Raw genomic sequence first — 12,516 nt, 5'->3', positions numbered from 1 at the left:
CTACGCCGACACCCACCTGGCGATCGCCGGACTAGTCTCCGACCGCGCGGCCCGCAGGACGACCCGCCGCCGGCACAGCACCGAGATCGTGCTCCCTCCGACAGGCCGCCTGCTGATCACCCACCAGCCGAACCACCAGGCGAGCATGCCCCGATCTCAATTCCTCCCGAGGCCGTAAGACACGGAGAAGGGGGCGGGCCTCTTGCCCGCCTCGTGCTCACGCCGAGGCCGGGAACCTCACTCGTGCGTGGCCCATGGCCGACCCGGCAGTCACCCGACCGACCTTAGTGGCCATCACAGACGGGGGCAATACCGTTCCCCGGCCGTGCCCGGCCGCGGGTCGAGCCGCCATTGCGCCGCCCACCGGCCCCCTCCGGCGGCTCGACCAGCGCGCGGCCTCCTCCCCCTCGCTCAAGTCGCCAGCCGAGTTCGCGACGTCGGCACCACCTCACGCCCGGGGCCGCAGTATCGGCGCCCCGCCGGTATGCAGGGCGCCGATACCGCTCACGTCAGGCCGACGCAGTGACCGCCCGCCCGAGGTGCCGGGCGAAGAACCGGACCGCGCTGTCGGCCTCGAATCTGGGCAGTTCCTTGTGCCTGCCCGCGTTGGCGTGCAACGTCTTCTCCTGCGAGGCGAAGGCGTCGAACAGCGCGAGACCGGCCTCACGCGGGATGTGCTCGTCGTCCCACTGCATGTCGAACTCGATCGGGATGGTGATCTGCTTCGCCGACTCGGCCAAAGCATCGGGCCAGTGGAGACCGAAGACCGCGGCGGTGATCCTGGAATCGGTCGCCACGAACGGCACGCCTATCGCGGTGCCCATGTTCAGGCCGAAGTAGCCGACCGGCCCGTCGGCGCCGATCTCCGGAAGTTCCTGAAGGGCATCCAGGGTCGTCCGCAACTCGGGTACGGCGCGCTCCGCCAGGTGGGCGTTGTAGCGGACGACGATCGGGCCTTCCGGCTCGCCCGCCTCCCTCGCCCTGAAGAGCGCGGCGATCTCCTGCTCGTCGTGCGCCGTGCGCGGCCGGTCCCCGTGACCGGGCGCATCGATGCCGGCGACGTGGAATCCGCAGCCGGTCACGAGCCGGTGTGCACGGCCCGTCATCGCAGGCCACCTCTTGTGCGTGCCTCCACCGTGGCCCATCAGCACCAGGGGCGCGCGGTCGGGGCCGGATGCGGGCGACCAGAGCACGCCGGGGATGTCGCCGACGGTGAAGTCGCGTTCGAGGACGCCGTTCGACGACGTCTCCGCGATGAACTGCGCAGAATGCATGGGGTGTTGCCTTTCGGGAGTGCCTTGTCGTGGGGCGCTCCCGGCGACACCTATGTCAATCGCCCGACCGTGACGACGAGAGGGAGCACCCATACGGATACAGCGTTCATGGGTCTCACCTCCTCGGGCGGGTCACGGTTGGCTGAAACCTACCAGCCCGATCTTCATCCCACACAAGCCCTTTCTTGGATGTGGGCTGCATCGAAGGCCCTTGACACTCGCAAGGGCGGCCGACGTACGTTGAACTCGCAAGTCCCGGACGAGTGGAGGCCCTCGATGCACGTACGTGGCGCGGCGCCGCACAGTGCGTGCACTGGTGCGCGGCTGATCACCCGGCGGCATGTCGACTACTGCCGTACCTCGTCCGCGGTCTGTCCTTCCGAACACGTCTGATCCCTGCCAGCCCACCCCGTCGACCGTCGTGTCGCGGCGTTGTGGCCGCGAGTCCTCGTGTTCTCGCGTTCTTGTGTTCTCGGAAGGAACGCCATGTCCGGCCCCGCTCTGCACTTCGCCGTCGAGATCGACGGCGAGGGCACCCACCCCGCGGCCTGGCGCCGCGCCGCCCACTCCCCCGACCGGTTGCTCACCCCCCGCCACCTGGCCCGGGTCGCCACCGTGGCCGAGAACGCCGGCTTCACCCTGATCACCCTGGACGACGGCGTGCTGCCGCCCGGAGCTTCACCGGATCCCGTGGGTCGTATCGGCGCAGTGGAGCGTGCGGCCTTCGTCGCGGCGTCCACGAGCACCATCGGGGTCGCCCACGTCCTTTCCCTCACCTACGCCGAACCCTTCCACGCCTCCAGCCAGTTGGCGTCCCTGGACCACATCTCCATCGGGCGCGCCGGATGGGTGGTGACGGAGGAGGACCGTCCCGAGGCGGCCCGCCTCTGGGGGACGCCCCCTTGTCGCCGGCGCCACGGCGCGAGCCAGGGAGTCCCGTGACGGCGTGGAGGTGGTGCGCGCCCTGTGGGACTCCTGGGAGGACGACGTGGTCATCCGGTCCGTGGCCACCAGCCGCTACCTCGATCGCGAGAGGCTGCACCACATCGACTTCACCGGTGAGACCTACGCCGTCAAGGGACCGGCGATCGTGCCGCGCCCGCCTCAGGGGCAACTCGTCGTCCTGGGCCAACCGGACCGGGTTCCCGCCGGGCAGCTCGACGTCGCTCTCGTTGTGGGCCGCGACCTCACGGCAGTCGCCACGGCCGCCGTTGCCGCCGGTACGCCCCGTGTCTTCGCGGAGGTCGAGGTGGCGCTGGACACCCCGGACGCCACGGCCGAAAAGCGCGTCGGCGACCTGGAACGGCACGCACCGTGGACCGACCGGGGCGGTTGCGTCACATCGGAACCGCAGAGCAACCGGTCTCGCTGCTCGTTGAGTTGAGCGCTTCCCTGGACGGCGTGCGGCTGCGTCCACTTGTGCTGGACGAGGACCTGCCCGTCCTGGCCCGCTTCGTCCTCCCCGCTCTCATCGAACGGCGCCTCGCCGCCTGCCCGCTACCCTGGTCCGCCCCCGAGAGCGGGTCCCAGATCGACCCCGCCTCCTTCCGCCGTGTCGCCCAGACCGCCGAACGAGACCTGTTCGACGCGTTCTTCCTCGGCGAGGGACTCCGGCTGCGGGAGGTCGACGGTCGGATCCACGATCTCGACGTGGCCGGCCGGCCGGACGCCATCACCCAGCTTGCCGCGCTGGCCGCCGTCCCCCGCCGGATCGGCCTGGTCAGCACCTCCAACTCCACCTTCAACGAGCCCGCCGATCTCGCGCGCCGCCTCTCCGGACTGGACCTGCTGTCCGAGGGCCGTGCGGGCTGGAACGTCGTGACCACGGACAACGCCTGGACCGGCGCGAACTTCCTGCGGGGCGGCTACCTCGACCACGCCGACCGCTACCGGCGCGCCGAGGAGTTCCTCACCGTGGCCCGCGCCCTGTGGGACGGCTGGGAGGACGGAGCCGTCGCCGACTCCGCGGGCGCGCCCGCCTGGTCGGCACCCGGTGCCGTACGGCAAGTCCGCCACCGTGGGCCACAGTTCGACGTCGACCTCGCGCCGACCCTGCCCGGCAGCGCCCAGGGCCACCCTGGTCACCTTCCAGGCCGGGGACTCCGGCGAGGGACGCGACTTCGCGGCCCGCAACGCCGACGTCATCTTCTCCGCGCACGGCAGCGGTTTCGACGACGCACTGGCCTTCGCCGAGGACCTCCGGCGTCGGCTGCGGGCGGTCGGCCGGCCCGACGACGACCTGCGGATCCTGCCCGGCACGGAGATCATCCTCGGCGCGACCGAGGAGGAGGCGCTGGAGAAGAAGCACTGGATCCGGCTGCAACGGGTCACCCCCGCCACGGCGTTGGGGATCGCCGGGCTGCTCTGGGGCATCGACCTGTCCGACCGCGACGCCGACGGGCCGCTGCCGAAGGAGGATCCGGTCGTCGCCGAGAACGACGGCTCCTTCGATGCCCGGCGTATCGCCGACCCGCGTGCGGTCGTGGCCGAATGGCGGGCGAAGGCAGACGTGCACGGCTGGTCGTTGCGCGAGACCGTCATCGCGCTCGGCCCGCAGTGCGGGCACGTCGGCACTCCGTCCGGCCTGGCCGACAAGTTCGCCCACTACGTGCGGCACGGCGCGATCGACGGCTTCAACGTCACCCCGTACCTCATCCCGGACGGCCTCGACGACATCGTCGACCTCCTCGTCCCGGAACTGCAGGAACGCGGGGTGTACCGCATCGAGTACACCGGTACCACGCTGCGCGAGCACCTCGGGCTGCGTGAACCCCTCACCCACCGGTCCGCGCCCGACCGGCGGCAGGCGGGCTGACGCGCTCAGGAGCAGCAGCGGATGGGACGTCGACAACGGGAGCGCGGCGAGCCGACGAGGGCTCTCCGGCTGCTGACCTGGCTGGTCGGCTCCGCCGACGAGGTTGCCACCGCCCTTGCGAACTACCGCAAGCTCGGCCTCACACACTTCGTTCTGTCCGACACCCCGTACCAGCGGGAGATCGACCGCATCGGCGACCACCTGCTCGCCAGACTGCGCGAGCCGTCCGCGTGACGCACGTGTCAGCCGCCATTGACATCCGAATCCGTGCGGGTTGTCATGAACACATGATCCACCGTCCTGGGACCCGTCGCACTCACCGTACCGATGGTTCCGCCCTCGGTACCGGGCGCAACCCGTCACCGGACGGATCATGCACGACGACCTCGGGTGCCACCCCCAGGGCAAAGGATGGGCCACTGCAATGGGAGCACGGTCACTGACCGGGCGCCGCGCGCTGCTCGAAGCCGCCCGGGCCGAACTGACGGCCCGTCCCGGAGTGCTTTTCCACGGTCCCACGGGGATCGGCAAGTCCACGCTCCTGGCAACCCTTGTGGCGTCCTTCGGGGCACAGGCCCCGTCGGTCGGCACCGTGCTGCACTGCTCGCCCGCCGAGGAGGACGCCCGGCTCCCGTTCGTCGGTCTCATCGACCTGTTCGCCGGGGTGCCGGAGAATTGCCTGGAGAACCTCGCGCCCGAGCCGCGGGCGGCGCTGAGGGCGGCCCTGATGTACGGCCCGGAACCGGCAGACGGCCGCAGCAGTCTGGCAGTGCGCGTCGCCGTCCTCGACGTGCTGCGCGCTCTGGCCGTCACCGGCCCCGTCGTGCTGGTCCTCGACGACCTGCAGTGGCTCGATGAGCTCACCGCCGAGGCGCTCGCCTTCGCCGTACGCCGCCTGGGCGGCCTGGACATACGGGTGGTGGCCGCCGAGCGGGTGGCGGACGGTGAAGAGCCCGATCGGCTGCGCTGCTGCCCGCCGGGCACCGCCGAACTTCCGGTGCCGCCGCTGACGGACGACGAGGTGGCCGATCTCGTGCACGACGGCATCGCTGCCGGCCTGCCACCGGGGGTGGTGCGGGCGATCCAGGACACCGCCGCTGGCAATCCGTTGTACGCACTGGAGTTGGGACGAGCGGCCCTGCGGGGCCCGGCACCCGTGGTCTTCGGGCCGATGCTGCCCGTGCCCCGGAGACTGCGCGCCCTGGTGCTGGACGAGGCACGCACGCTGCCAGAGACGGTGCGGCACACTCTGCTGGTCACGAGCGCCGCCACCCGCCCCGACCTCACCCTGCTGCGTGCCGCCGGGCTCCCCGACCCCGCCGCGGACCTGGCGGAGGCCGAACGGCTCGGCGTCGCGACGACCGATGCCTGCGGAACCATACGTTTCCGGCATCCGCTGATCCGGGCCGCCGTCTACGCCGACGCCCCGGAGAGCAGCCGCAGGGAGGCACACGCGCTGCTGGCCCGCGCGGTCACGGAGTCTGTCGAGCGAGCCCGCCATCTCGCGCACGCCCGCCCGCACCAGGACGAGGACACCGCCCGCACACTGATGTCCGCGGCGGAGTCCGCGCGCCGCGACGGCGCGCTCGGCACCGCTTGCGAACTGGCCGTGCTCGCCGCCCGCCGCACCCCCGGCGACCGGCCCGCGGACCGGGCCGACCGGCTGCTGGCTGCCGCCGAGTACGCATGCGACGCCGGACGACTGGAGGAGGCGGGCGAGGCGGCCGAGACCGTCCTCGCCGAATCGGGTTCGGCACGCCGGCGGGTGCGGGCCCGGCTGGTTCTGCTGCGCAACGCCGGGCAGGCGCTGGAGGGTACCCATGCCCTGATCCAGAAGGGCCTCCGAGACGCCGACGGCGATCCGGAGGCCGAGGCGTGGCTCCACCACTGGGCGGCCGTACGGGGCCTGTTGTGCGGAGAGTTGGAGGAAGCCACCCGGCATGCCCGGCGCGCTGCGAGGCAAGCGGCCGTGGCAGGCGACACGGAGACCCGGATCGGGGCGCTCGCCACTCTCGCCCGGGTGCGGTCCCTGGGCGGCGACCCGGTCGCGGCGGACGTCGCGCTGGAGGAGGCCCTCGCTCTGGCCGGAGGCGCCGACGGCGGTCCGGAGAGCTGGCGGCTGATCCGGATGCGGGCGATCCTCACCCTGGACTCCGATCGGGTGACCGAGGCCCGGGAGCAGGTCGTCGAACTCCTGGCCGACATTGGGGAGTTCGCCGGCGTCGAGGAGGTCATGGCGACCTTGGTGGCTCTGACCCGGATCCAGGTGCGGGCCGGACACTGCCGCGAGGCACTGCACACCGCGGCACGCTGCTCGCGTGACCAGGCCCAGGCCGCTCCCGCGCTGTACGCGGCCGCGCTGGCGGCCACCGCGGGCGGCACCGCCGAGGACGCACGGCAGCTGGCCGAGCAGGCGGTGCGCGCCTCGGAAGCCGACGGCGACCGGCTGTTCCTGCTGCGCGCGCTGGCCGTGCTCGGGCAGGCCGAACTGCTCCCCGGCGACCCCCGAGGGGCGGCGGCCGCGGTCGAGGCGTTACGGCGCGTAAGGGAACTCGGAGCCGCGATGTGCGCCGCCGACCCACCCTTGCTGCACTGGTACGGCGACCTGGCCGAGGCCCTGGTCCACCTCGGTGAGACGGACGAGGCCGCAGGAGTGGTCCGCGAGGCCTACGCTCGCGTGACCGGCCATACGCCCGGCAGCGTGCTGGCGGCTCTGGAGCGGGCGGAGGGACTGCGGGAGGCGGGGATCGGCCGGGCGAAGGAGGGGGCGGCGCGACTGCGTGCCGCCGTGGATCGATTGCGTCAACTCCCTTTGCCCATGGAGCTGGTGCGCACCCTGATCGCGCTCGGCGCGGTCGAGCGCCGCTCGCGCCGCAGGAGCGCGGCGCGAGCGGTTCTCGGCGAGGCGCTGGAGACCGCCACACGGATCGGCGCAGCTCCGCTGGCCGTGCGGGCCCGGGACGAGCTGTCCCGGCTGGACGCCGGCGACCGGAGTGGTGAGGCGGGCGCGGGCGGGCCCGAACTCACCCCCACGGAGGCCAGGATCGCCGAGCTGGTCGGGGGCGGGGCCACCAACCGGGAGGTCGCCGCGGAGCTGTTCATCAGCGTAAAGACCGTGGAGGGGACCCTGTCGCGGATCTACCGCAAGGTCGGGGTTCGCTCACGCACCGCGCTCGCCCACGCGATGGCGGTAGCCTCATCGCCTTCGGGGCAAGGGTCGTCGACTCCGGCGGCGGCCAAGTGAAGCTTCCGGAGCAGGGCGTGATGGTAAGTCGGCCCGGCCGCACCCAGGCCCGTCGTGCGGACGACACACGCCGTTGACGTGACATCAGTTGTTAACAGGTAAAGCAAGGGTTCCCCCGCTTATGGGGGTGGGTCCGCTCTTTCTACGGTGAAGCCGTTCCACTTCGGGAACAACTCCCCCACTCCCCGGAGGACTTCAGTGAAGTCACGTCTGAAACTGCTCGGTCTGGTCGCCGCGCCGGCCCTGGTCACCGCGGTCGTCCCCACCGCGTATGCCGCGAACGCCCCGCAGCCGCACGCGACCCGTGCCGCCCTCGCCGGAGACGTCCTGCCAGGCCTGAAGCAGAACGCGGCCCGCACCGGAAGCGTCGCGGCCGGGAAGCGGATATCGGTGGCGATCAGCCTGACGCCCAGAGGCGACAAGGCGCTTGACACCTTCGTCGCCAAGGTCAGTGACCCTCGGTCGAGTTCCTACGGCCACTACCTGACGAAGCGCCAGTTCGCTGCCCGTTTCGGCCGGACCGACGCCGAGATCAAGCAGCTCAAGGACTACCTGCACGCCCAGGGCCTGACCGTCGGGACCGTCCACTCCGGCAACCTGCTGGTCGACGCCAGCGGCACCGCCGCCCAGCTGGAGAAGGCCTTCGGGACCAAGCTGTCGACGTGGAAGGACGCCAGGACTGGGCGTTCCTTCTACGCCAACGACACCGCGCCGACGCTGCCCACCGCCATCGCCTCCCTCGTCAGCGACGTGGCAGGCCTCAGCAACCGCGTCCAGCTGCACCACCAGGCCACGCCGTCCACCACCAGCCCCCACGACGGCCCGGGCGGCGGGTACACCCCGGCCCAGCTCAAGGGCGGCTACAACGTCTCCGGTACGTACACCGGCAGCGGCCAGAAGATCGCGCTGCTCGAGTTCGACGGCTTCCAGCAGTCCAACATCGCCGCGTACGACAACCACTACAGCCTGGGTTCGCCGACCCCGACCGTGCAGAAGGTGGACGGCGGCTCCGGCGCGCTCGGCGACGGCCAGGTCGAGGTCGAGCTGGACATCGAGGTCCTGCACGCGATCGCTCCCAAGGCGAACGTCACCGTCTTCGAGGGGCCCAACTCCGACGCGGGCGAGGTCGACACCTACCAGGCCATCGTCGACAGCGGCATCCCGACCACCTCGATCAGCTGGGGTGCCGCCGAGAGCGCCCGCACCACCTCCAACATCAACGCGGTCGACGCCGTCTTCAAGGCCGGCGCCGCCGAGGGCCTCGGCTTCTACGCGGCCTCCGGCGACGACGGATCCGACGACGCGGGCGACGGCGGAACCTCCGTCGACTACCCGGCCAGCGACCCGTACGTCACCGGCGTCGGCGGCACCAAGCTGAGCGTCACCTCGTCCAACGCCTGGAGCAAAGAGGTGGCCTGGTCCGGCGGCGGTGGCGGCAAGTCCTCCGTCTTCAAGATCCCCAGCTGGCAGACCGCGGTGCAGAAGAGCGCGGGCGGCGGCTACCGGCAGGTGCCGGACGTCTCGGCCCACGCCAACCCCAGCCCTGGCGTCTCGATCTACTCGCAGGGCTCCTGGACCTCGGTCGGCGGCACCAGCGCCGCCGCACCCGAGTGGGCGGCGTTCGCCGCGCTGTACAACCAGCAGGCCGCTGCGGCCGGCAAGGCCAAGCTCGGCTTCGCCAACCCCGCCCTCTACTCGGCGAGCGGCACCGGCTTCCACGACATCACCAGCGGCAGCAACGGCGCCTACTCCGCGGCCACCGGCTGGGACTTCACCTCCGGCTGGGGCTCGTACAACGCCGCGACGCTGGCGAGCAAGCTGCTCGGCTGACGACTGACGGCTGACAACTGACAGAGCGCGGGCCGGGGGTGTTCCCCGGCCCGCGCTGCGGCAGGTCGGCTACGACTGCCGGAGCCGTGTGATGGTCTTGTGCTCGACATAGCCGGTGAGGCCGGCCTTGCCGTACTCGCGGCCGATTCCGCTGGCCTTGTAGCCGCCGAAGGGGCCGTCGAAGCTCATCGGTGAGCCGTTCAGGGTGACGGTGCCGGTGCGCAGCCTGCGGGCCACGGCCAGGGCGCGGTCGGGGTCGGTGCTCCAGATGCCGCCGGAGAGGCCGTACTGCGAGTCGTTGGCGATGCGGACGGCGTCGTCCTCGTCGTCGTAGGCGATGACGGCCAGCACCGGGCCGAAGATCTCCTCCTGCGCGATGCGCATGGAGTTGTCCACGTCGGCGAAGAGGGTCGGGGTGACGTAGTTGCCCTTCTCCAGGCCCTCGGGGATCTGCGGCCCGCCGGTGACCAGGCGGGCGCCCTCCTCGATGCCGATGTCGATGTAGTCGATGACGCGCTGCTGCTGGTCGGGGCGGATCATCGGGCCGATGAAGGTGTCGGGGGCGGAGGGGTCGCCGACCTTCAGGTGTTCGACCATGTCCCTCAGCGCGGCCACGACCTCCTCGTAGCGGCTGCGGGGGGCCAGGATGCGGGTCTGCAGGATGCACGCCTCGCCGTTGTTCCCGAGGGAGCCGAAGCGCAGGCCCTGTACGGCGGCGGCCAGGTCCGCGTCCTCCAGGATGAGGGCGGCGGACTTGCCGCCCAGTTCCAGGCTGACCCGCTTGAGGTGCTCGCCCGCGATGGCGGCGATGCGCCGGCCGGCGCGGGTGGAGCCGGTGAAGGCGATCTTGTCGATGTCCGGGTGGGAGACGAGGTACTCACTGGTCTCGCGGTCGGCGGGAAGGATGCTGAGCACGCCCGCCGGAAGTCCGGCCTCGTGCCACAGGTCCGCCAGCAGCATCATGCTGAGGGAGTTCTCCGGGGAGACCTTCAGGACGACGGTGTTGCCGGCCAGCAGGGCCGGGATCAGCTTGGCGGTGGCGGCGGAGAACGGCGAGTTCCACGGGATGACCGCGGCGACCACGCCGATCGCCTCGCGCCGCACGACGGTGTCGAAGGCCACCGACGGGTCGGAGGGCTCTATGACCTCCTCCCAGCCGAACTCCTCGGCCGCCTTGAGGTAGGCGTTGACCTGGCGGCTGAGGAAGGGCTGACCGGCCTTGGTGAACCAGCCCGCCGAGCCGTTCTCGACGGAGATGGCCGTGGCGACCTCGTCGGCACGGGCGGCGCGCAGTGCCTCGTAGCGCCGGATGATCTCCTGACGCTCCTCGGGGGCGGTGTGCGGCCAGGGGCCGTGGTCGAAGGCCTCGCGGGCCACGGCGACGGCCGCGTCGACGTCGGCGGGCGCGGCCTGGGCGACGCGGCCCAGCACGGACTGGTCATGCGGGGAGACGATGTCGAGCAGCAGGCCGGGGGCACTGGGGGTGACCCAGGAGCCGCCGATGTAGAGCTTGTCGCGAACGGTCATGATCCTCAGTTCTCTCGTGCGCAGCGTGGTCGGGGACCGCAAGTGGGGGGTGATGTCGCAGTGGTGGAGGAGACCCAGGTACGGCGCGGTACGGCGGGCAAGGATTCAGAGGCTGAAGGTGCCCACCCCGGGGTCGGGATGCCTCAGGCGGTCTCGTGGTCGGTGGAGCGGCTGACCTCGGCCCATGCGTCGGCCTCGGCGAGACGGGACCGCTCCGCGTCGACCGCGATTCCCAGAGCGTCGCTGCCGAGCAGCAGCCGACGCGGCGGCTCGGGCGCGTCCACGGCGGCGATGACGGCGCGGGCCATTCGAGCGGGGTCGCCGGGCTCGTTGCCGCTGCACACCGCGAACCGCTCCAGCCATGCGCCGACCGTCTGCTCATAGTCGAGGGTGACGGGACCGGACGCCGCCGCGGCGCCGGCCGCCCAGCCGGTGCGGATGCCGCCCGGCTCCACGATGATCACCTTGACGCCGAACGGGGCCACCTCGTTCGCCAGCACCTCGGAGAAGCCTTCGACTCCGAACTTCGCCGTCTGGTAAGCGCTGAGCCCGGGCGTGCCGCCGACCCGGCCGCCAATGGACGAGATCTGGACGATGTGTCCGGACCGCCGGCCGCGCAGCACGGGCAGGGCAGCCCGGGTCACGTTGATCACACCGAACAGGTTGGCCTCCACCTGCGCCCGGAACTCGTCCTCCGGGAAGTCCTCGACCGAGCCGCTGGTGGCATAACCGGCGTTGTTCACGACGACGTCGATGGTGCCGAATCGCTCCACGGCGGCCGCGACCACGCCCCGGGCCTCGGACGGGGACGTGACGTCCAGCGCCACGACCTCGAGCCGCTCCGGACACTCCGCCTTCAGATCGGCCAGAACCTCCGGTCTGCGCGAGGTCACAACGACTCGATCACCGGCCGCCAGAGTCTCGAGTACGAGGGGCCTTGCCCAGCCCCTGGGAACCACCGGTGATCAGCCAAGTCCGCGTCATGGCACACTCCTCATCCGCCTCGTCGTGTCTTGCCGCCCTCCAGGACGCGACTCCAATGTAAATGTTATCGCAACAACTGCAACATCGATGTTGCAGTAAATGAACGAGATGCATCTCACCATGGGACAATGGTGCGGTAACCGCCACTGCTCGTTATAATCGCCGGATCATGAGAGCCGATGCCGCACGGAACCTGACCTCCGTCCTCCGGACCGGGGCCCGCCTCCTGGCGGAGGACCCGGGCGCATCGATGGCGGCCATCGCTGCGGCAGCGGGGGTCGACCGCACCACCGTCCATCGCCGCTTCGCGAACCGGGAGACGCTGCTGCGCGCCGTGTTCCAGGCCAAGCTGGACTCGGCCGAGCGCGTCCTCGACGAGGCACGGCTCACCGAGGCACCCGTGCCGGTCGCCCTCCACCGATATCTGGAGGGGATCATCCCCGTCAGCCGGGAGTGGCCTCTCGACACCCGCCGCATGATGCAGAAGGACCCCGAAGCCAACGCTCGTCGCGAAGCACAGAGTGCGCGCCTGAGCGCCTTCGTCCAGCGCGCCTGCGACGAGGGCTACCTGCGCGCCGACATCGATGCGGCCTGGGCGCGCGCGGTCCTCGACGCACTCGTCGACAGCATCGCCCACCGGTTCCCCGCGGTGGATGCCCCACAGGCGGCCGACCTCGTCGCAGACGCCTTCCTGCGCGGCGTCGGCGCGGTCTGACTCTGACACATCGGCTCGACGTGCTGGAAGGACCTAGAAGAGTCATGAAGATCTTGCTGAGGGGCTGCCCGGCCGTGGGCCGGGTGGCCCCTCGGTCTATGCGGTGGCTGGGTTGATCGTCCATGTG

Annotated in this window: 9 protein-coding genes and 1 pseudogene; 7 read left to right on the top strand and 3 right to left on the bottom strand. The window is 71.3% G+C overall.

Translation table 11 applies throughout. The features are described from left to right. Positions 1 to 509: 509 nt before the first annotated feature. Positions 510 to 1,274 (bottom strand): alpha/beta hydrolase, encoded by a 765-nt coding sequence (locus ACFYX0_RS44205; protein ID WP_388980587.1) that lies wholly within the window; start codon positions 1,272 to 1,274, stop codon positions 510 to 512. A 486-nt stretch (positions 1,275 to 1,760) separates the two neighbouring features. Between ACFYX0_RS44205 and ACFYX0_RS44200 the strand changes: the two genes are divergently transcribed. The 6 genes and pseudogenes from ACFYX0_RS44200 (at position 1,761) to ACFYX0_RS44175 (ending at position 9,163) form a co-directional block, all read left to right on the top strand. Beyond that, positions 1,761 to 2,216: an LLM class flavin-dependent oxidoreductase gene (locus ACFYX0_RS44200; protein WP_388980585.1), complete on the top strand. Its 456-nt coding sequence runs from the start codon at positions 1,761 to 1,763 to the stop codon at positions 2,214 to 2,216. 4 nt (positions 2,217 to 2,220) lie between these two features. Next, the gene (locus ACFYX0_RS44195; protein ID WP_388980583.1) at positions 2,221 to 2,658 is read left to right on the top strand and encodes a hypothetical protein; all 438 of its coding nucleotides are present in this window, start codon (positions 2,221 to 2,223) and stop codon (positions 2,656 to 2,658) included. Positions 2,659 to 2,744: 86 nt separating this feature from the next. After that, positions 2,745 to 4,089 (top strand): annotated as a pseudogene (locus ACFYX0_RS44190) (NtaA/DmoA family FMN-dependent monooxygenase). A 21-nt stretch (positions 4,090 to 4,110) separates the two neighbouring features. Beyond that, complete coding sequence (locus ACFYX0_RS44185; protein WP_388980580.1) at positions 4,111 to 4,323, top strand: hypothetical protein; 213 nt, start codon at positions 4,111 to 4,113, stop codon at positions 4,321 to 4,323. Between the two features lie 190 nt (positions 4,324 to 4,513). Beyond that, the gene (locus tag ACFYX0_RS44180; protein ID WP_388980577.1) at positions 4,514 to 7,333 is read left to right on the top strand and encodes an AAA family ATPase; all 2,820 of its coding nucleotides are present in this window, start codon (positions 4,514 to 4,516) and stop codon (positions 7,331 to 7,333) included. Positions 7,334 to 7,531: 198 nt separating this feature from the next. Continuing rightward, positions 7,532 to 9,163, top strand: a complete 1,632-nt coding sequence (locus tag ACFYX0_RS44175; RefSeq protein ID WP_388980575.1) for a protease pro-enzyme activation domain-containing protein — start codon at positions 7,532 to 7,534, stop codon at positions 9,161 to 9,163. 69 nt (positions 9,164 to 9,232) lie between these two features. On the opposite strand, the gene ACFYX0_RS44170 is transcribed toward ACFYX0_RS44175, so the two are convergent. After that, positions 9,233 to 10,690, bottom strand: a complete 1,458-nt coding sequence (locus ACFYX0_RS44170; protein WP_388980572.1) for an aldehyde dehydrogenase — start codon at positions 10,688 to 10,690, stop codon at positions 9,233 to 9,235. A 143-nt stretch (positions 10,691 to 10,833) separates the two neighbouring features. Continuing rightward, positions 10,834 to 11,583, bottom strand: coding sequence for an SDR family NAD(P)-dependent oxidoreductase (locus ACFYX0_RS44165; protein ID WP_388980571.1), 750 nt, complete (start codon positions 11,581 to 11,583; stop codon positions 10,834 to 10,836). A gap of 260 nt (positions 11,584 to 11,843) precedes the next feature. On the opposite strand from ACFYX0_RS44165, the gene ACFYX0_RS44160 reads away from it, so the two are divergent. Further along, on the top strand, positions 11,844 to 12,389 hold the full coding sequence (locus ACFYX0_RS44160; RefSeq protein WP_388980569.1) for a TetR/AcrR family transcriptional regulator: 546 nt from the start codon (positions 11,844 to 11,846) through the stop codon (positions 12,387 to 12,389). Positions 12,390 to 12,516: the final 127 nt, after the last annotated feature.

The organism is Streptomyces sp. NPDC002573 (assembly GCF_042889625.1).
Lineage (GTDB): Bacteria > Actinomycetota > Actinomycetes > Streptomycetales > Streptomycetaceae > Streptomyces > Streptomyces gibsoniae.
The sequence above is the reverse complement of the archived record's forward strand: the minus strand, read 5'-3'. Positions and strand labels throughout refer to the sequence as shown.